General features: G+C 69.6%; 25 protein-coding genes. 16 read left to right on the forward strand and 9 right to left on the reverse strand.

What is annotated here, in order from left to right; all coding sequences use genetic code 11:
- Positions 1 to 8 precede the first annotated feature (8 nt).
- Positions 9 to 1,046, reverse strand: a complete 1,038-nt coding sequence (locus AC3WRV_RS12785; RefSeq protein WP_492313542.1) for a CVNH domain-containing protein — start codon at positions 1,044 to 1,046, stop codon at positions 9 to 11.
- Positions 1,047 to 1,268: 222 nt separating this feature from the next.
- Between AC3WRV_RS12785 and AC3WRV_RS12790 the strand changes: the two genes are divergently transcribed.
- The gene (locus tag AC3WRV_RS12790) at positions 1,269 to 1,940 is read left to right on the forward strand and encodes a DUF1013 domain-containing protein (protein ID WP_492313543.1); all 672 of its coding nucleotides are present in this window, start codon (positions 1,269 to 1,271) and stop codon (positions 1,938 to 1,940) included.
- An 81-nt stretch (positions 1,941 to 2,021) separates the two neighbouring features.
- Here AC3WRV_RS12790 and AC3WRV_RS12795 read toward each other — a convergent pair whose 3' ends face one another.
- Positions 2,022 to 2,195, reverse strand: coding sequence for a YdcH family protein (locus tag AC3WRV_RS12795; protein WP_291832982.1), 174 nt, complete (start codon positions 2,193 to 2,195; stop codon positions 2,022 to 2,024).
- Positions 2,196 to 2,323: 128 nt separating this feature from the next.
- Between AC3WRV_RS12795 and AC3WRV_RS12800 the strand changes: the two genes are divergently transcribed.
- From AC3WRV_RS12800 to AC3WRV_RS12810, 3 genes are read left to right on the forward strand one after another with little or no spacing between them, the layout of a single operon-like run.
- Positions 2,324 to 2,926 carry a UbiX family flavin prenyltransferase gene (locus AC3WRV_RS12800; RefSeq protein WP_492313613.1) on the forward strand — a complete coding sequence of 201 codons (603 nt, stop codon included), beginning with the start codon at positions 2,324 to 2,326 and terminating at the stop codon, positions 2,924 to 2,926.
- A complete protein-coding gene (locus AC3WRV_RS12805; RefSeq protein ID WP_492313544.1) occupies positions 2,923 to 3,387 on the forward strand; it encodes a TIGR02444 family protein in 465 nt (154 codons plus the stop codon). Before AC3WRV_RS12800 ends, AC3WRV_RS12805 begins: the two co-directional genes overlap by 4 nt.
- Before the next feature lie 39 nt (positions 3,388 to 3,426).
- Positions 3,427 to 3,651, forward strand: coding sequence for a YdcH family protein (locus AC3WRV_RS12810; RefSeq protein WP_291841054.1), 225 nt, complete (start codon positions 3,427 to 3,429; stop codon positions 3,649 to 3,651).
- A gap of 7 nt (positions 3,652 to 3,658) precedes the next feature.
- Here the strand turns inward: AC3WRV_RS12810 and AC3WRV_RS12815 are convergent, their stop codons facing one another.
- Positions 3,659 to 4,222 carry a GGDEF domain-containing protein gene (locus AC3WRV_RS12815; RefSeq protein ID WP_492313545.1) on the reverse strand — a complete coding sequence of 188 codons (564 nt, stop codon included), beginning with the start codon at positions 4,220 to 4,222 and terminating at the stop codon, positions 3,659 to 3,661.
- Between the two features lie 238 nt (positions 4,223 to 4,460).
- Here AC3WRV_RS12815 and purE point away from each other — a divergent pair, with 238 nt between their 5' ends.
- Both purE and AC3WRV_RS12825 read left to right on the forward strand, forming a co-directional pair.
- Positions 4,461 to 4,952, forward strand: coding sequence for a 5-(carboxyamino)imidazole ribonucleotide mutase (purE, locus tag AC3WRV_RS12820; protein WP_291841058.1), 492 nt, complete (start codon positions 4,461 to 4,463; stop codon positions 4,950 to 4,952).
- Positions 4,953 to 6,032, forward strand: coding sequence for a 5-(carboxyamino)imidazole ribonucleotide synthase (locus AC3WRV_RS12825; RefSeq protein WP_492313546.1), 1,080 nt, complete (start codon positions 4,953 to 4,955; stop codon positions 6,030 to 6,032).
- Positions 6,033 to 6,060: 28 nt separating this feature from the next.
- Here the strand turns inward: AC3WRV_RS12825 and AC3WRV_RS12830 are convergent, their stop codons facing one another.
- The gene (locus tag AC3WRV_RS12830; RefSeq protein WP_492313547.1) at positions 6,061 to 6,753 is read right to left on the reverse strand and encodes a COQ9 family protein; all 693 of its coding nucleotides are present in this window, start codon (positions 6,751 to 6,753) and stop codon (positions 6,061 to 6,063) included.
- A 187-nt stretch (positions 6,754 to 6,940) separates the two neighbouring features.
- Here AC3WRV_RS12830 and rpsU point away from each other — a divergent pair, with 187 nt between their 5' ends.
- The gene (gene rpsU / locus AC3WRV_RS12835; protein WP_291840936.1) at positions 6,941 to 7,192 is read left to right on the forward strand and encodes a 30S ribosomal protein S21; all 252 of its coding nucleotides are present in this window, start codon (positions 6,941 to 6,943) and stop codon (positions 7,190 to 7,192) included.
- Between the two features lie 117 nt (positions 7,193 to 7,309).
- On the opposite strand, the gene AC3WRV_RS12840 is transcribed toward rpsU, so the two are convergent.
- Together AC3WRV_RS12840 and AC3WRV_RS12845 are read right to left on the reverse strand one after the other, a co-directional pair.
- Positions 7,310 to 8,773 carry an ABC transporter permease gene (locus tag AC3WRV_RS12840; protein WP_492313548.1) on the reverse strand — a complete coding sequence of 488 codons (1,464 nt, stop codon included), beginning with the start codon at positions 8,771 to 8,773 and terminating at the stop codon, positions 7,310 to 7,312.
- Positions 8,770 to 9,732, reverse strand: a complete 963-nt coding sequence (locus tag AC3WRV_RS12845; RefSeq protein WP_291840932.1) for an ABC transporter ATP-binding protein — start codon at positions 9,730 to 9,732, stop codon at positions 8,770 to 8,772. Before AC3WRV_RS12845 ends, AC3WRV_RS12840 begins: the two co-directional genes overlap by 4 nt.
- Positions 9,733 to 9,883: 151 nt before the next feature.
- Between AC3WRV_RS12845 and AC3WRV_RS12850 the strand changes: the two genes are divergently transcribed.
- The 6 genes from AC3WRV_RS12850 to phoB all read left to right on the forward strand — a co-directional run bounded on the left by AC3WRV_RS12850 (position 9,884) and on the right by phoB (position 16,469).
- Positions 9,884 to 11,299: a sensor histidine kinase gene (locus AC3WRV_RS12850; protein ID WP_492313549.1), complete on the forward strand. Its 1,416-nt coding sequence runs from the start codon at positions 9,884 to 9,886 to the stop codon at positions 11,297 to 11,299.
- Positions 11,300 to 11,437: 138 nt separating this feature from the next.
- Positions 11,438 to 12,868, forward strand: a complete 1,431-nt coding sequence (pstC, locus tag AC3WRV_RS12855; RefSeq protein ID WP_492313550.1) for a phosphate ABC transporter permease subunit PstC — start codon at positions 11,438 to 11,440, stop codon at positions 12,866 to 12,868.
- Positions 12,861 to 14,177, forward strand: a complete 1,317-nt coding sequence (pstA, locus tag AC3WRV_RS12860; protein WP_492313551.1) for a phosphate ABC transporter permease PstA — start codon at positions 12,861 to 12,863, stop codon at positions 14,175 to 14,177. The genes pstC and pstA overlap by 8 nt, the downstream gene beginning before the upstream one ends.
- Positions 14,178 to 14,182: 5 nt before the next feature.
- The gene (pstB, locus tag AC3WRV_RS12865) at positions 14,183 to 15,046 is read left to right on the forward strand and encodes a phosphate ABC transporter ATP-binding protein PstB (protein ID WP_492313552.1); all 864 of its coding nucleotides are present in this window, start codon (positions 14,183 to 14,185) and stop codon (positions 15,044 to 15,046) included.
- A complete protein-coding gene (gene phoU, locus AC3WRV_RS12870; protein ID WP_291835803.1) occupies positions 15,046 to 15,756 on the forward strand; it encodes a phosphate signaling complex protein PhoU in 711 nt (236 codons plus the stop codon). Before pstB ends, phoU begins: the two co-directional genes overlap by 1 nt.
- 23 nt (positions 15,757 to 15,779) lie before the next feature.
- On the forward strand, positions 15,780 to 16,469 hold the full coding sequence (phoB, locus tag AC3WRV_RS12875) for a phosphate regulon transcriptional regulator PhoB (protein ID WP_291835800.1): 690 nt from the start codon (positions 15,780 to 15,782) through the stop codon (positions 16,467 to 16,469).
- A gap of 7 nt (positions 16,470 to 16,476) precedes the next feature.
- Here phoB and AC3WRV_RS12880 read toward each other — a convergent pair whose 3' ends face one another.
- The 3 genes from AC3WRV_RS12880 to AC3WRV_RS12890 form a co-directional block, all read right to left on the reverse strand.
- Positions 16,477 to 17,919, reverse strand: a complete 1,443-nt coding sequence (locus AC3WRV_RS12880) for a hypothetical protein (protein ID WP_492313553.1) — start codon at positions 17,917 to 17,919, stop codon at positions 16,477 to 16,479.
- A 95-nt stretch (positions 17,920 to 18,014) separates the two neighbouring features.
- Positions 18,015 to 19,115, reverse strand: a complete 1,101-nt coding sequence (locus tag AC3WRV_RS12885; RefSeq protein WP_492313554.1) for a dipeptidase — start codon at positions 19,113 to 19,115, stop codon at positions 18,015 to 18,017.
- A 53-nt stretch (positions 19,116 to 19,168) separates the two neighbouring features.
- A complete protein-coding gene (locus AC3WRV_RS12890; protein ID WP_291835794.1) occupies positions 19,169 to 19,675 on the reverse strand; it encodes a MarR family winged helix-turn-helix transcriptional regulator in 507 nt (168 codons plus the stop codon).
- 155 nt (positions 19,676 to 19,830) lie between these two features.
- Here AC3WRV_RS12890 and AC3WRV_RS12895 point away from each other — a divergent pair, with 155 nt between their 5' ends.
- The 3 genes from AC3WRV_RS12895 (at position 19,831) to AC3WRV_RS12905 (ending at position 22,876) form a co-directional block, all read left to right on the forward strand.
- Complete coding sequence (locus AC3WRV_RS12895) at positions 19,831 to 21,660, forward strand: gamma-glutamyltransferase family protein (RefSeq protein WP_492313555.1); 1,830 nt, start codon at positions 19,831 to 19,833, stop codon at positions 21,658 to 21,660.
- Positions 21,660 to 22,076: a hypothetical protein gene (locus AC3WRV_RS12900; protein WP_492313556.1), complete on the forward strand. Its 417-nt coding sequence runs from the start codon at positions 21,660 to 21,662 to the stop codon at positions 22,074 to 22,076. Before AC3WRV_RS12895 ends, AC3WRV_RS12900 begins: the two co-directional genes overlap by 1 nt.
- An 86-nt stretch (positions 22,077 to 22,162) precedes the next feature.
- Positions 22,163 to 22,876: a CPBP family intramembrane glutamic endopeptidase, BDIM_20840 family gene (locus tag AC3WRV_RS12905; protein WP_291835788.1), complete on the forward strand. Its 714-nt coding sequence runs from the start codon at positions 22,163 to 22,165 to the stop codon at positions 22,874 to 22,876.
- Positions 22,877 to 22,901 lie beyond the last annotated feature (25 nt).

The raw sequence follows: 22,901 nt of genomic DNA on the forward strand, positions 1-22,901 counted from the left end.
ATTTCGCTCTAGCGGCGCACGGGACGCAGCGACGAGATGCTGTCGTTCATGGCCAGCAGCACCAGGTTCCGGATGTCGCCGCGGACGGTCTGGCAGCGGCCGCGGAAGTAGGCGTCCGAGCAGACCTCCCACTCGCCCTCGACCTGAACCGAGCTGATCTGGTCGTTGAAGCCGGTGCTGCCCAGGTTCGCCATCTCGCCGTCATAGCGCGTCGAGGCGCCGCGGAAGTTGGAGTCCTGGTAGACGGTGATCGACTGACGGCCCCAGCCGGGCCCGCCGCCACCGTTCTCGTCCTCATACTGGCCGCGCCACGAACCGCAGACCAGCAGGCCGTTGTCGTTGCGGATGTCCTCGCCGCGGCAGCGGCTCAGTTCGATCGACGACCGGCGGGTCTGATTGCTGCGCGAGCGGCAGCTGGCGTACAGTCGGTCGCGGCGGACGTCGGCGCCGCTGCAGCTGTTCTGATAGTCGCCGCGCGGAGGCTGGTTGGGGTTCCAGCCGCCGCCACCGCCGCCGCCCTGATCCTCGAACTGGCCGCGCCACGAGCCGCACACCAGCAGGCCGTTGTCATTGCGGATTTCGTCGTTGCGGCAGCGGCTCAGCTCGATCGACGAGGTCCGGAAGCCGGGGCTGCGCGTGCGGCAATCGGCATACAGCCGGCCCCGCTCCACCCGCGTCCCGCCGCAGCTGCTCTGATAGTCGCCGCGCGGCGGTTGGTTGGGGTTCCAGCCCCCGCCGCCGCCGCCACCGCCACCGCCGTTGTCGTCCTCGTACTCGCCCCGGTTCGGCCCGCACACCAGCAGGCCGTTGTCGTTGCGAATTTCATAGTCGCTACAGCGGTTCAGCTCGATCGAGGTGCCGCGGATCTGATTGTTGCGCGCGCGACAGTCCGCATACAGGCGTCCTCGGTTCGTATAGGCGCCGCTGCAACTGTCGCGATAGTCGCCACGGGGCGCGGCCCGCTCCTGGCCTCCGCCGCCCATGGCCGCCATCTCCTGGCCGCCTCCCAACAGAACCGCCACGGCGGCGAGAGTCTGGATAAACATAGGTCCCTCCCATTGCTCAGCTGGACGCACAACGCGCCATTGCGGCCAATGTTCACGACGGAGATGAACCTTGGCTGTACGGTGGATCGGCAGTCGTTTCCTTTTCCACCGAATAGGCCTATATCCGTATCATCAGCGCCCGGCCGAAAGGTCGGGCGCCGTCGTATCCGGAACCCGCCGACCCCCGGTCTGGGCGGGTCAAATCAAGAAGCGAAGACGCCTATGACCGACATTCTGATGCCCAAGGCCACCGCGGTCTGGATGGTCGACAACACCTCGCTGACGTTCGAGCAGATCGCCGACTTCTGCGGCCTGCACCCGCTGGAAGTGCGCGGCATCGCCGACGGCGACGTGGCCCGCGACATCCGCGGCGTCGATCCCATCACCGGCGGCCAGCTGACCCGCGAGGAGCTGGACAAGGCCCAGGATAACCCCGACTACCGCATGAAGGCCGTGGTCAGCCGCCACGCCGAACTGATGAAGTCGGCCAAGCCGGCCCCGAAATACACCCCGGTCTCGCGCCGCCAGGACCGTCCCGACGCCATCGCCTGGTTCGTCCGCAATCACCCGGAAGTGACCGACGCGCAGATCTCCAAGCTGCTGGGCACGACCAAGGCCACCATCGAAAGCGTGCGCAACCGCACCCACTGGAACTCGGCCAACATCAAGCCGGTCGATCCGGTGACCCTGGGTCTCGTCGGCCAGCTGGCGCTGGACGACCTGGTCAAGAAGGCCGCCGACAAGAAGGCCCGGGACGACGCCAAGAAGGGCGGCGCCACCCTGCAGGCCGTCGACGCCCCGGTCGAACCGGTCGAGCCGGAGTTCGTCCCCGAGGAACGCGAGCGCCGCGGCGCCGAGCCGACCGCCGCGTCCGTCTTCGGCACCAAGAACTAGGACCCTTCCTCCCCTCGGGGATGAAAAACGGCCCCGGAGATCGCTCTCCGGGGCCGTCGTCGTTTCGGGAGGTCTGGACCGTTAGTGCGCCCGGGCCTCCAGACTGGTGATCTCTTCCTTCAATCGCAGCTTTTGCTGCTTCAGCTCCCTGACGTGAAGCGAGTCCGAGGCCGGGCTGCGGGTCTCGCGCTGGATGGTCTCATCCAGGCTGCGATGACGGTTTCCCAGTTCGCGGATACGAGCTTCGATGGTCATGGCTTGCGCCTCCATGTCTAAGGGACCACTAGAGTGAGCGCCCGGCTTGACCGCCTGTGGAATCACATTCCGGTGAGGCTGGCGGCCTTCCGGACGCGAGTACCCTGGAGCCCGAATTGGCCGAAGATGTGAACGGAGCCGCAGGAACCCCGCCGCGGCGTCTCGTTGTTGGAATTTCCGGAGCGTCCGGCGTGACTTACGGTGTCCGCGCCCTCGACGCCCTGCGCGAACTGGGGGTCGAGAGCCACCTCGTCGTGACCCGCGCCGCCCTGCTCACTTTGTCGCAGGAGACCGATCTGTCGGCGGACGATCTGCTGGGCCGCGCCGATGTCGTGCACAAGCTCAACGACGTGGGCGCCAGCATCGCCTCCGGCTCTTTCCGGACCATGGGCATGCTCGTGGCTCCCTGTTCGGTGCGGACCATGGGGGAGATCGCCACCGGCGTGACCTCCACCCTGCTGACCCGCGCCGCCGACGTTGCGCTGAAGGAACGGCGGCCGCTGGTGCTGATGGTGCGCGAGACGCCCCTGCATCTGGGCCATCTGCGCACCATGACCGCCCTGGCCGAGATGGGCGCGGTCATCGCCCCGCCCCTGCCCGCCTTCTACGCCAGGCCCGCCACCATCGCCGAAATGGTCGATCAGTCGGTCGGGCGGGCGCTGGACGTCTTCGGCCTCGACTGGTCGGCGGTGAAGCGCTGGGACGGGCTCAAGGGCCCGGCGTCCGAATGAGCCTGTGGGATTGGTCGGTCCGCGCCTGGGCCGTGGAGGGCGTGCAGAACGCGGGTCTCGACCTGCAGGACGCCCAGGGCCAGAACCTGCCGCTGCTGCTGTGGGCCGCCTGGTGCGCCCGGACGGGCCGCGCGCCCGACGCCGACGACATCGAGGCCGCCTGCGACACCGCCCGTGTCTGGCAGGAGACCACCGTGGCCCCGCTGCGCGCCATCCGCCGCACGTTGAAGACCCGCACGCCCGACCTCGACGACGAGGACCGCGAGGCGGTGAGGGCCCAGGTAAAGACCATCGAACTGGACGCTGAACGGCGGCTGCTGGCGGCGCTCGAAGCCCTCGCCCCCGAGCCTGCGGGCGCGGCCAGGCCGGTCCTGCCCGCCCTGATCGCCGTGGCCCGGGAATGGGCGCCGATCACGCCGCGCCGCTCGCTCGAACTCCTCGCCGACCGCCTTCCGGCCTGACCGGCGGCGCGCTATAACCGCCCGGTCCGGGACCCCATCATGAACGACGACGAACCATTTCTCACCGAGGAAGAGCTGGCGCTGCACGCCCGGCTCAAGGAACTCCAGCAGGAGCACGCCGACCTCGACGCCTCGATCGAGGCGCTCGGCCACATGCCGATCCCCGACCAGCTGATGATCGCGCGCCTGAAGCGCAAGAAGCTGATCCTGCGCGACGAGATCGTGAAGATCGAGAACCGGATCCTGCCGGACATCATCGCCTAGTCGAGGCTCAACGCCCCTTCTTGCGGACCCACATGGCGGCGTCGGCCTCGGCCAGCCAGATTTCCGGATCGGCCTGGCCCGCATAGGCGCGCACGCCGAACGAGCCGCCCAGTCCGGCGCTGCGGCCGTCCCATTCGAACGGCTCGGTTTCCAGGGTGGCGGCGAGGCGGCGAGCCTTCTCGCGGCCTTCCTCCAGGCCGGCGTTGAGCATCAGCAGGCCGAACTCGTCGCCGCCCAGCCGGCCCAGGGCGTCCGACTCGCGCAGATTGGCGCGCATCATCTCGGCCACATGCACCAGGGCGGCGTCGCCGGCGGCGTGGCCCAGCTGGTCGTTGACGCCTTTGAAGCCGTCCAGGTCGAGGTAGAGCAGCACCGCCGGCACGTCGTGGCGCTGGCAATAGGCCATGGCGCTCTTCATCTGGGCGACGAAGCCGCGCCGGTTCAGCGCGGGGGTCAGCACGTCGTGATCAGCGGCCGCCTCCGCCGCCTCGGCGCGCAGGCGCAGGGCCTCAAGCTCGGCGCGCAGGCGCTCGATCTCGGCATACGGGTCGATAGTGGCCGCGTCGGTCACGGAAGCTCCCCAGACCATTTTCGCTTCAGGTCGGGACGACCTGAATCCAGAAAATGGTCCAGCATAATTCGAGAGCATGATTCACGCTCTCGATGGAACCGCGAAGCGGTTCGCATCTCGAACGATCATGCTCGAGCCGGCGACTCAACACGTCCGGCCAGTGCGGAGCCTAACGCCGTCGGTTGCGGGCGCAACGCGAGTCCTGTATCGCGCCGCTTTCCGCGAGAAGGTGCGTGTAATGGCGACCGAGACCCCGCCGGTGGCGATCATCATGGGCAGCCGTTCGGACTGGCCGACGATGAAGCACGCCGCCGACGCCCTGGACCGGCTCGGCGTGGCCTGGGACGCCAAGGTCGTCAGCGCCCACCGCACCCCCCAACGCCTGGTCGAGTTCTCCACCGGCGCCCGCGCCGCGGGTTACAAGGTCATCATCGCCGGGGCCGGCGGCGCCGCCCACCTGCCGGGCATGGCCGCCTCCATGACCGAGCTGCCCGTGCTGGGCGTGCCGGTGCAGTCCAAGGCGCTCAAGGGCCTCGACAGCCTGCTCTCCATTGTCCAGATGCCCGGCGGCGTGCCGGTCGCGACCCTGGCCATCGGCGAGGCGGGCGCCAAGAACGCGGGCATCCTCGCCGCGCAGATCCTGGCCCTCAACGATCCGGTGCTGATGGGACGGCTGAGCGCCTTCCGCGAAGCCCAGACCGAAGCCGTGCACGAGTCGGTCGAGGACTGAGTGAGCGTCTCCCCCCTCTCCCCCGGCTCGACCATCGGCATTCTCGGCGGCGGACAACTGGGCCGGATGCTCAGCCAGGCCGCCTCCCGCCTCGGCTTCAACGTCGTCATCCTCGATCCGGAAGAGAACAGCCCGGCGGGCCGTGTCTCCCAGGGGCAGATCGTCGCCGCCTATGACGATCCCACCGCCCTGACCGTGCTGGGCCGGGTGGCGCAGGCGGTGACCTTCGAATTCGAGAACGTCCCGGCCTCCTCGGTCGCGACCCTGGCCGAGAGCGGCGCCCTGGTCGCCCCCGGCCCCCGCGCCCTGGCCGTCGCCCAGGACCGGGTCGAGGAGAAGACCTTCCTGAACGGCGTCGGCGCGACCACGGTGGACTTCGCCGCCGTCGACAGCCTCGACGACCTGCTGGCCGGGCTGGAGCGTCTCGGAACGCCCGCCCTGCTCAAGACCCGCCGCGACGGCTACGACGGCAAGGGCCAGGTCTGGGTGCGGTCGGCCAAGGAAGCCGCCGACGCCTGGCACGCCATCGGCGAACGCCCGGCTATCCTGGAAGCCAAGGCCGCCTTCACCCGCGAACTGTCGATCATCGCCGCGCGCGGCCGCGACGGCGCGGTGGCCGTCTATCCGCTGGGCGAGAACATCCACAAGGGCGGGGTCCTGAAGACCACCCTCGCCCCCGCCGCCGTCGATGCGAAGACCGAGAAGCGCGCCAAGGCCATCGCCGCCGCCGTCCTCAACGGCCTCGACTACGTCGGCGTGCTGGGCGTGGAGCTGTTCGACCTCGGGAACGGCCGGCTGCTGGTCAACGAGATCGCGCCGCGCGTCCACAACACCGGCCACTGGACCCAGGACGGCTGCGTCTGCGACCAGTTCGAACAGCACATCCGCGCCATCGCCGGCTGGCCGCTGGGCCCCACCACGGCCCATTTCCGCGTCGAGATGACCAATCTGCTCGGCGACGAGGTCGAGCAGTGGACGAAGGCTTCCGCCCGCGCGGACGTGCGCATCCACCTGTACGGCAAGGCAGAGGCTCGCCCGGGCCGCAAGATGGGCCATCTGAACCGGGTCAAGCCGCTCTGACCTCTTCCCTCCCGATGGGAGAGGGCCCCTACTCCGTCTTCGCTCCGTACCGCAGCCGGCTCAGCGCATCCGCGACCTTCCTCAGCGGGGCGTCGAAATCCTTGCCCGCCTTCCACTTCTCGAAGGTCATGACGTTCTCGATGCGGGCGGCGACGAAGGCCTCGGCGGCCTCGCGTCCGTCGAACAGGCGCATCGTCAGCGCCGGGATCAGGATGCCCGACAGGATCGCCCGCTTGGAATAGTGGTTCCAGTCGGTCGCGGTGTCCCCGGCCCAGTTCCACAGCAGGTCGGCGCTCTCCCACGCCAGCTTCAGCCCCAGGTCGGCGTTGACCGGCAGGGCCAGGAAGGCGGCGCATTTCTTCGAAGCGTCCAGGTCGGCGGCCGCGGCCTCCAGCCGTTCCGACACGGCGCGGGCGATTCGCTCGCGCATCTTCAGCGACGACGCCTCGACCTGTCCCAGCGCGGCCATGGCCCGATCATCGTGGCGGCGCGACAGCAGGGCGGCCAGATCCCGGGGGCCGTTGGGCAGCAGCAGTTCCTCGTCGCCCAGCGACAGCCCGTTGTCCGTGCAGGCGGCGCGCACCAGCCGCGCGTTCCAGCCCAGGGCGGGCGCACGGGCCACGGCGGCGTCCAGCACGGACTGTTCCATCCGGTCGGCCCAGTCGGCTTTGAGAGCCTCTCCCTCGGGCTGCGCGTTCGACAGGTGCGGTGCGTCGGTCATGAACACACCATAAGCCCGTCCGGCGGGGGTTTCGAGCCTCCAGAAGTGATCGCGACCATATGGACAGCGTGGGTCGGCTCGTGTATCAGCCCGCCTTCATCCGCGGACCCTGTTCGCCGGAAGACGATTTTATTTGTTCGCCCGTCTCCCTCACAGGACGCGGCGGGCGGCCAAAGGAGAGTTCAACCTGGTACAGATTTTCGTTCGCGATAATAACGTCGATCAAGCGCTGAAAGCCCTGAAGAAGAAGATGCAGCGCGAAGGCAGCTTCCGTGAAATGAAGCGCCACGTTCATTACGAAAAGCCGTCGGAAAAGCGCGCCCGTCAAAAGGCCGAGGCTGTCCGTCGCGCCCGCAAGCTGGCCCGCAAGCGCGCCCAGCGCGAAGGCCTGCTGCCGGCTCCGAAGCCCCGCGTGCCGGGCGGCGCCGGTCGCAGCTAAGCGACGGCCCTACGGCTGAAAGATCAAAGGGCCGCTCCGGGAACGGAGCGGCCCTTTTTCTTTGGCTTCACCTCCCCCATCGCCCCTTCGAGGCGATGGGGGAGGACGGGGTCAGACCTAGTTCCCCCCGCCCCGGATCGCCGCGCCGAAGCTCTTCCAGCTCAGCTTCACGTCCGACAGAGCGCCCGCCCGGAAGGCGCGGCCCGAGATCCAGACCATCAGCAGGGCGAAGGCGAACATCCCGGCCATGGCGCCGATAACCTCCCACAGGGGCGGATCGGACGGCAGACGGGCGATCATCAGGAACGGGGTGAAGAACGGCACCCACGACAGGACCTGCACCACCGGAGAATCTGGCTGACGCAGCGCCAGTTGCATGACGACCAGCGGCACCACCAGCACCATCATGATCGGTCCCATCAGCGTCTGGGCGTCCCGCGGCGTGTCGCAGAAGGCGCCGATCGCCGCGAACAGCACGGCGTACATCAGATAGCCGCCGATCATGAAGGCCGCGAACCAGCCCAGCATCCCGCCGTGCAGCAGGATTTCACCGGTCCAGGCGGCGTATTTCGGCGCCACGGTGATCAAGGCCCCGCTGCCCAGTACGCCCCAAGCCAGCGAAACCGTCAGGGTCAGCAGCGCCACCCCCAGCACCTTGCCCGACAGGATTTCGGTGGTGGAGGCCGACGACAGCAGCACCTCTAGGATCTTGTTCGACTTCTCCTCCATCACGCTGTTCAGCAGGATCGAGGCGCCGGTCAGGATCAGCGACCACAGCATGAAGCCGGAGATGAAGCCGATCAGTTGAGGCAGACGATCCCGGAACGACACCTCGGCGCCGGTCGAGGCCTTGGGCGAATAGGCGGTCACGTGCGGGCGGAATTGTTCGGAGCTGACGATAACCTGTGGCGAAACACCCGACGCGCCGAATACCTCGCGCCGGTTCGCGGATTTCAGGGCCTCGCGCACGAAATCATCGACCGCGTCCTCATTGGTGCGGGCGGTCCAGACCCGGGCCGCCGGCTTGCCGTCCTCCCGCGTCAGGAAAACGATGGCGCTGAGTGAACGATCGCTCTTGTCCGCGGCCAGATAGGCCTTGGCGGCGTCGTCGCGCGCCTTCCCCGGCGCCGCGGCGACGACCTGGGCGGGCGCGGGCGCCAGGGTGACGGGCGTCTTCGGCTCGCGCCATGCTGCTGCGGCCATGGGCGCGACCCGGCGTAGTTCCGCCATGCCTGCGTCGAAGCCCTGCGTCTCGGCGATCTCCCGAACCCGATCCGCCGCCCCGGTCCCGGCGTCAGGCGTGGTCTGCGTCTCGGCCAGCGCCGCGGCGCGAAGGCTACTGGCGCGCCGGCGGTCGTTCTCGACCTTCAGATGGTCCTGCACGGCCGTAGCGAGGCCGGCGGCGCCGGCTCCGTCCTCGACGACGGCCACCGCCGGAATGGTCTCTCCGGTGCGGACCAAATAGGACACGCCGCCGCCGATCACCGCGAACAGCGGGAAGGCCAGCAGCGACAGCCAGAAGCCCACGGTCATGGCGTAGGCGGCGTATTCGCGCCGCGCGATCAGGAACATCCGGTTCATCGGGCGGCCTCCACGCCGGTCGGCTTCACGCTCTGGTCGACGTCGGGGCGGTCCCCGGTCAGGTCGATGAAGGCGTCGTGCAGGCTGGGCTCGCGCAGTTCGAAACGGCGCACGTCCAGGCCGGTCAGGAAGGCCGCCTTGAGCGCCTCCTGCCCCTGTGCGCCCTGGGCCAGCGCGGCCTTCAGCACCCGGACTTCGCCGTCATCGGAGACGACCTCGACCCCGGCCACGCCGGGCAGGCGTTCGGCCTGGTCCGGCGCGATGGCGCCCTCCAGCTCCAGGAACCGGCGCGAGGTCGCGCGGGCCTCGGCCACCGTGCCCTCGAACGCCTTGCGGCCCCGGGCCAGCAGCACGACCTTGTCGCACAGCCGCTCGGCGTGCTGCATCACATGGGTCGAGAACAGGACGGTGGCGCCGTCGGCGGCCAGCCCCCGGATCATCTGCTCCAACCCTTGCTGGTTGACCGGATCGAGGCCCGAGAACGGCTCGTCCAGGATCACGAACTCGGGCCGGTGCACCACCGACGAGATCAGCTGGACCTTCTGGGCCATCCCCTTGGACAGCTCCTTCATCTTCTTGCGCTTGGAGGCGCCCAGCCCCTGGGCGTCCAGCATTTCCCTGGCCCGCTTGCGGCCCTCGCCCAGCGGCAGGCCCTTCAGCGAGCCGAAGAAGGCGATGGCGTCCACCGGCGTCATCTTCTTGTAGAGACCGCGCTCTTCCGGAAGGAAGCCGATGCGGTCGCGCACCCGGCGGCCGTCGTCGGCGCCGAGGATCTCGATCCGGCCCGAGGTCGCGGGCTGCAGACCCAGGATCATGCGGATGGTCGAGGTCTTGCCCGCCCCGTTCGGCCCCAGGAAGCCGCAGATCGAGCCCTTGGGCACCTCGAAGCTGAGATCGCGCACGGCCTGGAATTCGCCGTATCGCTTGCTCACGCCCTCAAGCGTCAAAGCCGCCGTCATAAGCCCCTCCTTGCAACAGAATAGAAGCCTAGGGATGTAAAGGACGTTTGACAACCCGGAGCGGGACGCTTCCCGGATCGATTGTCATGAATTCCGTGTCATGTTCGGCGGATAGCGAGTCGCCCCGCGCGCACGCTCCAGTGGAAGCGCAATGCCCTACGAAGCCGCTCAGTCCCCCGTCGCCCCGTCCGCGGCCTCGCGCCTGTGGACCGTGGGCGCCAGCGCGGGCGTTTCGGTGGTCGTGCTGCTGACGCTGGCGGTCTTCTATCCCGCCCTGGCCCAGTGGCTGATCGGCGGCGCCGTGCTGGTGGGCGTCTCCACCTGGGCCGTGAACCGCCGCCCGCGTTCCGCGCCGAGCGCCGAAACCGCCGAAGCGGCCGCGCCGCCGTCGATCCCCGCCGCCGACCAGCGTCTGCTGGACAGCGCCTTCGAGGCCCTGGCCGATCCGGTGCTGGTGGTCTCGGGCGGCGAGGCTGACGACATCGCCGGACGCCGCGTGGTGCTGGCCAACGGGGCCGCGCGCGACCTGTTCCGCATCCAGCGCGAGGGCGCCCTGCTGGTCTCCGCCGTGCGCGAACCGACGGTGCTCGAGGCGGTCGACGAGGCCCTGTTCGGCGGCATCGCCCGCACCACCGACTATTCCGGCGTCGGCGCCCAGACCCGCCACTGGCGGGCCCTGACCCGCCCCCTGCCCGCCCCGCCCGGCGACGGCGCCACCCTGGCCCTGCTGGTGCTGCGCGACGAGACCGACGTGCGGCGCATGGAGCTGATGCGCGTCGACTTCCTGGCCAACGCCAGCCACGAACTGAAGACGCCGCTGGCCTCGCTGGCCGGCTTCATCGAGACGCTCAAGGGCCACGCCCGCGACGACCCCAAGGCGCGCGACCGCTTCCTCGACATCATGGCCGTGCAGGCCGACCGCATGAGCCGGCTGGTCGCCGACCTGCTGTCGCTGAGCCGGATCGAACTGAACGAGCACGTCCCCCCCTCGGGCCGGGTCGACCTGGCGCGGGCGGCGGTGGACGTCATGGACGCCGTCAGCGTGCTGTCGGCCGAACGCGACGTCAGCATCGTCATGCAGGACCGCGAACTGTCCGCCCCGGTCCACGGCGACCGCGACGAGATCGTCCAGGTGGTCCAGAACCTGGTCGACAACGCCATCAAATATTCCCCGTCGGGCGACACGGTCGATATCGTCATCCGCCCCGACGTGACGCTGGACGAGGCCGCCGCCCCCTGGTCGGGCGGCAATCGCGAGGGCGGGGTCACCCGCCTGCCCCTGGTCACGCCGGACCGCGAACCGGGCAACCGCTACGCCGCCATCACCGTGCGCGACCACGGCCCCGGCATGGCCCGCGAACACCTGCCCCGCCTGACCGAGCGCTTCTACCGGGTCGAGGGCCAGAAGAGCGGCGAGCGCCAGGGCACGGGCCTGGGCCTGGCCATCGTCAAACACATCGTCAACCGCCATCGCGGCGGGCTGACGGTCGAAAGCGCGCCGGGCCAGGGCGCCGTCTTCACCGCCTATTTCCCCATCGCGCTGAAGGCGGAAAAGACCAAGACGTGACGCGCCTGCGACAACAGGCCCGACGGCGTAACAGAACTGTCATGCGCCCGTCTTAATCCGCTGACCATTCCCGGGCAGTTTCCGCCCCGGGGCGAACCGGGCGACCGGGACCGCTCCGATTCTTCCTCCCGGATCCTCATGACCTGGCTTTTCCTGCCGATCCTGATCGCCGCAGCCGTCGCCGCCTATTTCGGCGCGCGCCGACTGGCGAGCCGACGTGCGCGGGGGGCCAAGGCCCATTCGCGGCCCGCCCAGCACGGGGCCTACGCCCTGATCTGGACCGCGCTTCCGGCCCTGGCCGTGCTGCTGGCCGCCTCCGTCTTCTCGGGCCCGGTCCAGCACCAGCTGATGGCCTCCGGCGCGCCTGAGGCCGTCCAGCAGCTGGAGCCCTTCCGCCGCCAGGCCTTCTACGCCGACGCCCACGCCGTCGGCGCCGGGCAGCAGACCATGCAGATCTGGCCCGCGCCCTACGCCGAGCTCCTGCCCGCCGAGGGCCGCCGCGCCGCCCGCATCGAGCTGATGCTGAGCCTGGCCGGGATCGCCGGCGCCGCCCTGGCCGCCCTGCTGGGCGCCCTGTTCGTGTTCAGCCAGATCCGCCCCGACATGCGCGCCCGCAACCGGGTCGAGGGCTGGATCGTCGGCGCCCTGTTCGCCTGTTCCGCCGTCGCGGTCCTGACCACCGTCGGCATCGTCGCCTCGCTGGTCTACGATTCGATCCGCTTCTTCAGCTCGGTGCCCGTCACGGAGTTCCTGTTCGGAACCCAGTGGAGCCCCCAGACCGCCATCCGCGCCGACCAGGTCGGATCGTCCGGCGCCTTCGGGGCCCTGCCGCTGTTCGCCGGCACCTTCCTGATCATGATCATCGCCATGTGCGTGGCGGCCCCGGTCGGCCTGTTCTCGGCCATCTACCTGTCGGAGTACGCCGGCCCGGTGTTCCGCGCGACGGTGAAGCCGATCCTCGAAATCCTCGCGGGCGTCCCGACCGTGGTCTACGGCTTCTTCGCCGCCCTGACCGTCGGCCCGGCCATGCGCGTCTTCTTCCACACCATCGGCAGCTGGTTCGTCGGCGGGCCGCTGGACGGCCTGGGCCAGTATCTGATGCTGGTCCAGAACCAGATGGCCCTCGTCGCCGGCGGCGTCATGGGCATCATGCTGATCCCCTTCGTCAGCTCCCTGTCGGACGACATCATCAACGCCGTGCCGCAGTCGCTGCGCGACGGCTCCTACGCCATGGGCGCGACAAAGTCCGAGACGGTCAAGCGGGTCCTGCTGCCCGCCGCCCTGCCCGGCGTCGCCGGCGCCATGCTGCTGGCCATGTCGCGGGCCATCGGCGAGACCATGATCGTGACCATGGCCGCCGGCCTCGCCGCCCGCCTGACGCTGAACCCGCTCGAGACCGTGACCACCGTCACCGTCCAGATCGTCACCCTTCTGACCGGCGACCAGGAGTTCAACAGCCCCAAGACGCTGTCGGCCTTCGGTCTCGGCCTGACCCTGTTCCTCGTGACCCTGCTGCTGAACATCGTGGCCCAGCGCATCGTCCAGACCTACCGGCAGCAATATGACTGACGCAGCCGACAACGCCCCCGTCTCTGGACCCGTCTCCGGGGTCGACGCCGCCCGCGTCGACCGCCTGCGCTCGGGCCTGAAGAAGCGCTACGCCCGCGAGAACCGCTTCCGCCTGTACGGCCTGCTGGCCATCGGCGTGGCGGTCGGCTTCCTGCTGCTGCTGCTGGGCCGGATCATCGATCAGGGCCACACGGCCTTCTACGCCCACACGGTGACCCTGCCGGTCTACATGGACCCGGCCCGCGTCGACCGCGCCTATCCGCAGGGCACCAATTTCGAACAGCTGGTCGCCGAACAGCAGCTGCGCCGCATGGGCGAGCAGGACGACGCCTCGGGCGCCAAGGCCACCGCCATGCGCGGCCTGTTCTCCTCGGAGCTGAAGTTCACCGCCGCCGAGCGCGTCCAGAAGCAGCCGGGCCTCATCGGCCAGACGGTGATGATCGCCGCCCCCGCCTCGGACGACGCCGACCTCTATTTCAAGGGCGAGATCTCGCGGTCCACGCCCGCCGACCAGCGCCGCCTGTCGGACCAGCAGATCGACTGGCTGGACCGGATGAAGGCCGACGGCCACGTCTCGGCCCACTTCAACACCGCCCTGTTCACCAAGGGCGACTCGACCGAGCCGGAGCTGGCCGGGGTGCTGGGCGCCGTCATCGGCTCGGCCTTGATGCTGCTGGTCACCGCCCTGATCGCCATCCCGCTGGGCGTCGGCGCGGCCCTCTACCTCGAAGAGTTCGCGCCCAAGAACCGGCTGACGGACATCATCGAGGTCAACATCAACAACCTCGCGGCCGTGCCGTCGATCATCTACGGCCTGCTGGGCCTGGCCCTGTTCATCAACTGGCTGCACCTGCCCCGCGCCAGCCCGCTGGTCGGCGGCCTGGTGCTGGCCCTGATGGCCCTGCCGACCATCATCATCGCCACCCGCTCCTCGCTGAAGGCGGTGCCGCCGTCGATCCGCGAGGCCGCGCTGGCCATGGGCGCCTCCAAGACCCAGACGGTCTTCCAGCACACCCTGCCCCTGGCCATGCCCGGCGTGATGACCGGCGCCATCATCTCGATGGCCCACGCGCTCGGCGAGACCGCCCCCCTGCTGCTGATCGGCATGGTCAGCTTCGTGCCGGGCATCCCCCACAGCGTCGTCGAGCCGACGGGCGCCCTGCCCTCGCTCGTCTACATCTGGGAGAACGCGTCCGAACGCGCCTTCCACGAGCGGACCGCCGCCGCGATCCTGGTCCTGCTCGCCTTCATGATCGTCATGAACGCCGCCGCCATCCTGCTGCGCCGGCGCTTCGAACGCCGGTGGTAAGCCCCATGTTCTCGAAAATCTTCCGCGCCGCGGACGGCGTTGAGGGCGGCACGCCCGCCGAAACCCCGGTCATCGCCGCTCCGGCCGTGACCCACGGCGGCGGCCCCGTCGGCCCGACCAAGATCGCCGCGCGCGACGTGTCGGTCTTCTACGGCGGCAAACAGGCCCTGTACGACGTCTCGCTGGACATCCCGGACAAGACCGTCACGGCCCTGATCGGCCCGTCGGGCTGCGGCAAGTCGACCTTCCTGCGGACCATGAACCGCATGAACGACACCATCAGCCACGCCAAGGTCACCGGCCGCATCGAGATGGACGGCGAGGACGTCAACGCCCGCTCCGTCGACCCGGTGCTGCTGCGCGCCCGCGTCGGCATGGTGTTCCAGAAGCCGAACCCCTTCCCCAAGTCGATCTACGAGAACGTCGCCTACGGCCCGCGCATCCACGGCCTGGCCACCGGCAAGGCCGACCTGGACGTCATCGTCGAGGCCTCGCTCAAGCGCGCCGGCCTGTGGGAAGAGGTCGCCGACCGCCTGCACTCGCCGGGCACCGGCCTGTCCGGCGGCCAGCAGCAGCGTCTGGTCATCGCCCGCGCCATCGCGGTCGAGCCTGAAGTCATCCTGATGGACGAGCCCTGCTCGGCGCTGGACCCGATCGCGACCGCCAAGATCGAGGAACTGATCGACGAACTGCGCGAGCGCTACTGCATCGTCATCGTCACCCACTCGATGGCCCAGGCCGCCCGCGTCTCGCAACGCACCGCCTTCTTCCACCTCGGCCGTCTGGTCGAGACCGGTCCGACCGAGGAAATCTTCACGAATCCCCGCGAGCGGCGCACCCTCGACTACATCACGGGGCGCTTCGGCTGATGAACCAGCACACCGTCAAGGCCTACGGCGACGAACTGAACCAGCTGACCGCCGAAGTCGCCCGCATGGGCGGCCTCGCGGAGGCCCAGGTCGCCGACGCCGTCGAGTCCGTCGCCCGCCGCGACGTGGCTTTGGCGAAAGCCGTGGTCGAGCGGGATGTCCGCCTGGACGCCATGCACCGCGACATCGAGAAGAAGGCCATCCGCCTGATCGCCCTGCGCCAGCCGGTCGCCTCGGACCTGCGCAAGACCCTGTCGGCCATGAAGCTGGCGGTGGACCTGGAACGCACCGGCGACCTGGCCAAGAACATCGCCAAGCGCGCCCTGATCCTGGCCGAGGGCGAACCGATGCAGCCCCTGACCCGTTCGATCGAGCGCATGGGCAAGCTGGTCTCCATGCGGCTGCGCGACGTGCTGGACGCCTATGCGGTCGGCGAAGTCGACCGCGCCATCGCCGTCTGGAACACCGACGACGAGGTCGACGAACACTACAACAGCCTGTTCCGCGAGCTGCTGACCTACATGATGGGCGACCCGCGCACGATCAGCGCCTGCACCCACCTGCTGTTCATGGCCAAGAACCTGGAACGCATCGGCGACCACGCGACCAACATCGCCGAGACGATCCACTACGAGATCACCGGTCTGGAATTCACGGGCGAGCGCCCGCGCTGGAATCCCGAGCCGGACGCTGATCTGCCCGCCGCCTGAGACTGAAGACCGGAGAGCCTGAAGTGCAGCCTTATATCCTGGTGATGGAAGACGAGGACGCGCTGGCCACGCTGCTGTCCTACAATCTCGAAAAAGAGGGCTACAAGGTCGTCGTCGCCTCCGACGGCGAGGAAGGCATGCTCCAGATCGACGAGCGCCTGCCCGATCTGGTCCTGCTCGACTGGATGCTGCCCAAGCTGTCTGGCATCGAGGTCTGCCGGCGCATCCGCGGCCGGTCCGAGACCCGCAACCTGCCGATCATCATGCTGACCGCCCGCGGCGAGGAATCCGACCGCGTGCGCGGCCTGGACACCGGCGCCGACGACTATCTGACCAAGCCCTTCTCGATGACCGAGCTGACGGCCCGCATCCGCGCCGTCCTGCGCCGCATCCGTCCGGGCCTGGCCGACGACCGCATCAACCACGGCGACATCGTCATTGACCGCGTCGCCCACCGCGTCCGCCGCGCCGGCCTGGAGATCCACCTGGGCCCGACCGAGTTCCGCCTGCTCGACCACTTCATGCAGCACCCGGGCCGGGTGTTCAGCCGCGAACAGCTGCTGGACGCCGTCTGGGGCTCGGACGTCTACGTCGAGGCCCGCACCGTCGACGTCCACGTCGGTCGCCTGCGCAAGGCCCTGAACGTCGAAGGCACCGTCAACCCGATCCGCACCGTCCGCTCGGCCGGCTATTCGCTGGATCTGGGGGGCTGAGCCACCCTCAGCCCAGCGCGATCTTGCCGTCCACCACCCGATAGGCGACGCCCGTCCGGTCGAACAGCCGCGCGATGACCGCCGCCGGGTCGGCCGCGCCCGCCGTCAGCAGGGTCTCGATGTCCGTCCGCAGCGTCGGGTCCCCCGACACCTCGGTCAGGCGGCTCAGCCACGCCTCGCGGGTCAGGACGCCGTCCGCCCGCCCGGCGTCGATCAGCGGCTTCAGGAAGTCGAACCAGTCCCCGCCCGTGGCCTTCTTCTGCGCCGCCTCGGCGGCCAGGGCGAAGACCGCGCCGCAGGAGTACCAGGACCGGTGCTCGCCGCGCTGGCCGGCCTCGATCACCGGACGCACGGCCAGGCGGGCGCAGTCGTCCACCTCGGCCTGCAGCACGGATCGTTCGTCGAAGCCCGGGTCAAGCGCCTTCATCGCCCGCACTGCCATCAGGTCTGCGCCGCCCTCGGTCATCCAGGACTCCCGCGCCCGCTCGGCCCGCACCGTCTGGCCCAGCCAGAAATGCGCGCTCTCGTGGCCGATGAACCAGCGGTTCTCGGCCAGCACCGCGTCGCTGGAGGCCAGCAGCTCCTTGCCTTCGAAGGTCATGACGATCAGGCCCGGCAGGACGCTGCCGCCGTAGTTGGTCGTGCCGGCGGTCGGCCCATACCAGGTGGCCATGATGGTCGGCCGATCCGTCTGCCCCGCCCCCAGGCGCGTGGCGTAATAGTCGGCGACGCGCGGTGCGAAGCCCTCGATGGAGGCCGCGATCCAGGAGGGCAGCTCGGGATCCACGACCGTCACCAGCCGCTCCGCCGCCTTCACCTCGGTCTGGCCGAACAGGACATAGGTGCGGCCGTCGTCGCCCTCGGCCTGCGCCTGCCGGCGGCCGTGATGCAGCACCGGCCCCGCCGCGTCCCGCCAGGTGATCCACGCATTGCCCACCGAGCGCCTGTAGGCGCCGCGCTCATCATCGGAAAGCTGGACCGCCTCCAGCGACGGCAAAGGAAATACATCGAACGCCCCGGTCGGCATGGCCACCGACCCATCGGTGAACATCAGCACCGGATAGTCGGCTTCCAGGTTCTCGCCGCTCGGCGTCAGCCTCAGGCTCACCTCGCGGGGCACGGGTCCGCCGTCCACGGTCCTCAGCACGTCAAGGTCGCCGACCCGCTCCAGCACTACGCCGGGCGTGACCACCCGCCAGTCCCGCGGCCGCCACGGTTCACGCGTCCCGTTCGTCACCGTCGAGCGATAGAAGGCCCAGACCGGCGCGTCCTGCGACAGCACATAGTCGGCTGTCCATCGGTCGCCGTCTCGCGTCACCGTGATCCGCGCGCCCGGCGCGGTCTCCTCGGCCTGCCGGACCAGAGCCGACGGAGCCGTCGCCGCGAAGGCGGGCGCCCCGCCGGCGGACAGGGCGGCCAGCAGGCACGTCAAAGCGATCCGGTTACGCATCTCACTCTCCCAAACTGGAGGGGAGCCTAGCGTGGCCGTTCGACGCCGCGCCCGTTACAACCGGTTCACCAAAGTGGCCATTTCCGGCCACGGGGTCACCCCGTCCACGTATCCGCGAAGACGCGCTGAAAATTGCCGCCCAGGATCTTGTCGACGACCCGCGCGCCGTAACCGCGTCGCCGCAGCTCGTCCGCGATCACCGTGAAGCGATCCGCCCGGTTCAGCCCGGTGACGAAGGGCGGCGGCCCCTCGCCCGGCGCGGCGACGCCCGCGGCCTTGCGCTGCTCCAGGCTCGCGTTCCACTCCGCCATGCTCTCGGGCGAGGTGTCGAAGGGCCACAACAGGGCGTCGCTGCCGATGCCGACGTGGTCTTCCCCACCGATGTTCAGCGCGTGGGTCAGGTGGGCGAAATAGACCTCCAGCGAGGGCTGGGCCGGAGCCGTGGTCAGATAGCTGAGTTCATAGATCCCCATCACCCCGCCGCGCTCGGCCAGGGCGCGGATCAGGCGGTCGGACTTGTTGCGGGGGTGGGCGTGAACGGCGGCGCAGCCGGCGTGGGTGATCAGCACCGGCTTGTGCGACGCCGCCACGGCGCCCAGGCTGGACATCTCGTCGCTGTGGCTGACGTCGACCGTCACGCCCCGGGCGTTCATGCGTTCGACGGCTTGCCGTCCCAGCGCGGTCAGGCCGGTGGACGGCGACGACATCGTGCCAGAGGCGAAGGGCGTCGTGCGATTGTAGCTGAGCCCCATCACCAGAACCCCGGCGGCGCGGAACGGGTCGATCGCATCGACATCGCCCTCCAGCATCTCGCCGGCCTCGAACGAATAGATGACGCCCAGCCGGCCCGTCGCCCTGGCGCGCGCCAGATCGGCCGTCCCCAGGACCTTCAGATAGACGTCGGGGTTCAGGGCCACGGCCTTGTCGATGTCGGCGATGGACTGCGTCGTCTCGGCCCGGGACTGGTTGCCGGAGCCGCCGATGGTCAGCTTGGCCGCCGTCAGGCCCGAAGCCCGGATCAGGTCGCGCGCCTCCTGGTCGAGGGGCGTCTCCGGATCGATCGGCAGGACCAGATTGCCGTTGATCAGGACCGGTTCGCGCGCCCCTCGACGGGCGGAAGCGCCGGGACCGGCGGCGCAGGCCGTCAGGGTGGAGGCGGCGACGGCGCCCAGGAAGATGCGGCGATTGGCGGTCATGGGCTCGCGGTCTCCAGCTTTATCCGGAGAATATGTAGGCACCTACCTATATGTCAATCGGCGGACGCGTCCCCCGACACCCGGGCCATGATCCGGTCGAACATCGACCGCCGCTCCAGCGCGTCGTCCAGGCGGTCCAGCAGGCGGACCAGGTCCCCGGCCTCGTCGTTCAGCTCCTGCGCGGCGGCGTTGAAGGCCTCCCACAGCGGGGTGAGCCGGGTCGCCAGGGCCTGCCCGCTCTCGGTCAGCTGCAACAGCCGGCGCCGGCCGTCCTCGGCGGAGGGCGACGAGGCGATGAACCCGGCCTTCTCCATGGACCGGCTGGCTTCGCTGACCGAGACGTGGGTGATGCGAAGGATCGCGGCGATCTCGCCCACCGCCATGGGGCGGCCATGCTCGACCAGCTGACGAAGGATGCCGTACCAGCGCTGTTCGAACCGGATGTCCTGGGCCGCATAGACACGGGTCCCGTCGCGGTCCAGCCGCTCCGACGCCCGGCGCAGGCGGGCGCCCAGGGCCGCGCCGCCGAAGCTGCGGCTGTAGTCATGAGGATCGGACATGGCGAAATCCGGCGAGCGGGAAGGCGAACCTCCCTTCTGAGCCCATTCGCCCGGACTGCAAAACCGGGAGCCATGGTCAGCGAGAGACCGACGGACAGGCTTCACAGTCGCGTTAGACCGGCTAGGGTCCCCCGCACATTTCGTGGAGTCTGCCGATGCGTCGCCGCACCTTCCTGTCCTCCCTGCCCGCCGGGGCGTTGCTGGCGGGGGGCGGGATCGCTCACGCGCAGACGCCGCAGCCGCAGGCCGCCCCGCCCCGGCCCGCGCCGCGCCCCGATCCCTATGTCGGCATCGGCATGGGCGACCGGATCACGGGGCCGAAATTCGTCGGCCGCTCGACCGTCTGGGGGGCCAACGGGGCCGCCGCCACGGCCCATCCGCGCGCCACCCTGATCGGCATCGACACGCTTCGTAGAGGCGGCTCGGCCATCGATGCGGCCATCGCCATCAATGCGGCGCTGGGCTTCCTGGAGCCCGTCGCCAACGGCATCGGCGGCGACGCCTTCTGCATGTTGTGGGACCCGGCCCAGCGCAAGGTCGTCGGCTTCAACGGCTCGGGGAACAGCCCCCGCGGCCTGTCGCTGGAGACCGCGCGGTCCAAGGCGAAGGCCGACGGCCACCTGCCTTCGTACGGTGCGGTCACGGTCAATGTGCCCGGCACGGTCGACGCCTGGTGGAGCGCCCACCAGCGCTACGGCAAGCTGCCGTGGAAGGACGTCCTGCTGCCTGTCGCCGAGCTGTGCGAGGAGGGCGTGCCGATGCCGCAGGTCATCGCCTACTACCTCGAGCGCAACATGGCCGGCTTCGACCGCTCGGCGTCGATCATCGAGGAGAACGACAACCGCAGGAAGGTCTACGCCCCCGGCGGCGAGACCCCCAAGGTCGGCCAGATGTTCGCCAACCCCGACCTGGGCCGCACCCTGCGCCTGATCGCCGAGCATGGCCGCGACGCCTTCTATGACGGCCCCATCGCCGATGCGATCGCCGCCTATTTCCGCCGCATCGGCGGCTGGATGACCCGCGCCGACCTGGCCGCCCACCGCACCGAATGGGTCGAGCCGATCCGCACCGACTATCGCGGCGTCCAGGTCTACGGCCTGGGCCCCAACACCCAGGGCCTGTCGACCAACCAGATCCTCAACGTCTGCGAACAGTTCGACCTCAGGAGCATGGGCTTCCAGTCCGCCGCCTCGATCCACCACCAGGCGGAGGCCAAGCGCCTCGCCTTCGAGGACCGGGCCAAGTGGTTCGCCGACGACCGCTTCAGCCGCACCCCGGTCGAGTGGCTGAACTCCAAGGACTACGCCCGCCAGCGCGCCGCCCTGATCCGGCCCGACCGGGTCATGGACCGCGTCTTCCCCGGCGACGCCCCGACCCAGGGCGACACGACCTATTTCAGCGTCGCCGACAAGGACGGCATGATGGTCAGCTGGATCCAGTCCAACTACCGCGGCATGGGCTCGGGCCTGGTGTCCGACGACGGCGCCGGAAACACCCTGGGCTTCATGTTCCAGGACCGGGGCGAGCTGTTCGCCCTGACCGACGGCCACCCCAACGTCTACGCCCCGGGCAAGCGGCCCTTCCACACCATCATCCCCGGCTTCGCGGTCAAGGACGGCAAGCCCTGGATGGCCATGGGCGTCATGGGCGGCGGCATGCAGCCCCAGGGCCAGGCCCAGATCATCATCAACATGGTCGACTACGGCCTCGACCCCCAGGAGGCCGGCGACGCCCCGCGCTGGCAGCACGAGGGCTCGTCCGAACCGACCGGCGAACCGGCCGAGGGCGTCGGCCTGCTGTATCTGGAGACCGGCGTCCCGGCGGCGTCCAAGGCCCAGCTTGAGGCCATGGGCTGGGTCCTGCGCGGCCCCAACGGCGGCTTCGGCGGCTATCAGAACGTGGTCATGCAGCAGAACCCCGGCGGACGCTGGACCTACGGCGCGGCCACGGAGATGCGCAAGGACGGCATCGCCCTGGCCTACTGATGGCCGGGACGGTCGATCTGACGGGCCGGTGGACGGGGGTCTATTTCTACCCCCACGATCCGGCCTGGAACGCCAACGACAACATGCCCGCGACGCCCTTCACGGCCGAGCTGACGGACACGGCCGGGACGGTCATCGGCAAGACGATCGAGCCCGACCTGCTGTTCGCCGACGGGGCGGATGTCCGGGCCGTGCTGGAGGGGCGCCACGACGGTCTGCGCCTGACCTTCACCAAGACGCCGGACGGCCGCGACCGCGATCACGTGATCCTCTACGACGGCGAGATCTCGCCCGATGGAGACGCGGTCTCCGGCCGCTGGACCATTCCCGGCAGCTGGTCCGGCGACTTCCGCATGCAGCGCCGCACCGTCTCCGAGGCGGCGTCCGAGGAAAGGGGCGCCCAGGCCCGGTCCTGATCGGCGGCTGATCGCGATTTCACCGCCTCGCCTGCATCCATGGCGCGGCGTCGCGGCCTCCTGTCGGAACAGGGATGGAGGGCGGGATGCCGGATGCGATCATGGCGTTGGCGGGATGGATCGGCGCGACGGCGGCCCTGGGGCTGGTCGCGGCCCTGTTCCTGCGCGGCAAGGTGAAGTGGGGCTGGTTCGGCGCCGCCCTGCTGCTGATGGCCGCCTATGACGCCCTGCTGACGCGCGGTTACGGCCATATCCCGCTGCATTTCTGGCCCTCCGACTGGAACTGGGAGGGCAAGGCGATGGCGCTGGCCCTGTCGCTGGCGGTCGCCCTGGCCCTCGGCGCGCGCCGGGTCGGCCTGACGCTGCAGCAGGACCGCAAGGGCCTGCCCGGCGCTCTGGTCCTGTCGGCGGCGCTGGTCGCCGTCTTCCTCGGCCTGGCCCTGTATTTCCCCGGTCAGGGGACCGACGCCGACACCCTCGCCTTCCAGCTGACCATGCCCGGCCTGGACGAGGAGCTCTTCTATCGCGGCGTCCTGCTGCTGATGCTGAACGAGGCCTTCGCCCGCCCGCTGAGCATCCTCGGCGCCCCCATGGGCTGGGGCGCGCTGATCTCCTCCGTCGCCTTCGGCCTGGCCCACGCCCTGGGCTACAGCGAGGGCGGCTTCACCTTCGACGCCCTGACCATGGCCCTGACCGGCGGCCCGGCCCTGCTGCTGGTCTGGCTGCGCGAGAAGACGGGCAGCCTGCTGCTCCCCGTGCTCCTGCACAATTTCGCCAACAGCATTTCCCTGCTGGTCTGAACCCTCGGGCCACAGCCTCGCCTTA

This window comes from Brevundimonas sp. EU05-FHT14B11 (assembly GCF_058790835.1).

Bases quoted from the DNA above. Each gene is read 5' to 3' on its own strand.
- pstA (WP_492313551.1), top strand. From the start codon at position 12,861: ATGACTGACGCAGCCGACAACGCCCCCGTCTCTGGACCCGTCTCCGGG.
- purE (WP_291841058.1), top strand. From the start codon at position 4,461: ATGGCGACCGAGACCCCGCCGGTGGCGATCATCATGGGCAGCCGTTCG.
- AC3WRV_RS12880 (WP_492313553.1), bottom strand. From the start codon at position 17,919: ATGCGTAACCGGATCGCTTTGACGTGCCTGCTGGCCGCCCTGTCCGCC.
- AC3WRV_RS12890 (WP_291835794.1), bottom strand. From the start codon at position 19,675: ATGTCCGATCCTCATGACTACAGCCGCAGCTTCGGCGGCGCGGCCCTG.
- AC3WRV_RS12840 (WP_492313548.1), bottom strand. From the start codon at position 8,773: ATGAACCGGATGTTCCTGATCGCGCGGCGCGAATACGCCGCCTACGCC.
- AC3WRV_RS12805 (WP_492313544.1), top strand. From the start codon at position 2,923: ATGAGCCTGTGGGATTGGTCGGTCCGCGCCTGGGCCGTGGAGGGCGTG.
- AC3WRV_RS12785 (WP_492313542.1), bottom strand. From the start codon at position 1,046: ATGTTTATCCAGACTCTCGCCGCCGTGGCGGTTCTGTTGGGAGGCGGC.
- phoU (WP_291835803.1), top strand. From the start codon at position 15,046: ATGAACCAGCACACCGTCAAGGCCTACGGCGACGAACTGAACCAGCTG.
- AC3WRV_RS12830 (WP_492313547.1), bottom strand. From the start codon at position 6,753: ATGACCGACGCACCGCACCTGTCGAACGCGCAGCCCGAGGGAGAGGCT.
- AC3WRV_RS12790 (WP_492313543.1), top strand. From the start codon at position 1,269: ATGACCGACATTCTGATGCCCAAGGCCACCGCGGTCTGGATGGTCGAC.
- AC3WRV_RS12845 (WP_291840932.1), bottom strand. From the start codon at position 9,732: ATGACGGCGGCTTTGACGCTTGAGGGCGTGAGCAAGCGATACGGCGAA.
- AC3WRV_RS12885 (WP_492313554.1), bottom strand. From the start codon at position 19,115: ATGACCGCCAATCGCCGCATCTTCCTGGGCGCCGTCGCCGCCTCCACC.
- AC3WRV_RS12795 (WP_291832982.1), bottom strand. From the start codon at position 2,195: ATGACCATCGAAGCTCGTATCCGCGAACTGGGAAACCGTCATCGCAGC.
- AC3WRV_RS12895 (WP_492313555.1), top strand. From the start codon at position 19,831: ATGCGTCGCCGCACCTTCCTGTCCTCCCTGCCCGCCGGGGCGTTGCTG.
- AC3WRV_RS12850 (WP_492313549.1), top strand. From the start codon at position 9,884: ATGCCCTACGAAGCCGCTCAGTCCCCCGTCGCCCCGTCCGCGGCCTCG.
- AC3WRV_RS12905 (WP_291835788.1), top strand. From the start codon at position 22,163: ATGCCGGATGCGATCATGGCGTTGGCGGGATGGATCGGCGCGACGGCG.
- AC3WRV_RS12900 (WP_492313556.1), top strand. From the start codon at position 21,660: ATGGCCGGGACGGTCGATCTGACGGGCCGGTGGACGGGGGTCTATTTC.
- pstC (WP_492313550.1), top strand. From the start codon at position 11,438: ATGACCTGGCTTTTCCTGCCGATCCTGATCGCCGCAGCCGTCGCCGCC.
- pstB (WP_492313552.1), top strand. From the start codon at position 14,183: ATGTTCTCGAAAATCTTCCGCGCCGCGGACGGCGTTGAGGGCGGCACG.
- AC3WRV_RS12810 (WP_291841054.1), top strand. From the start codon at position 3,427: ATGAACGACGACGAACCATTTCTCACCGAGGAAGAGCTGGCGCTGCAC.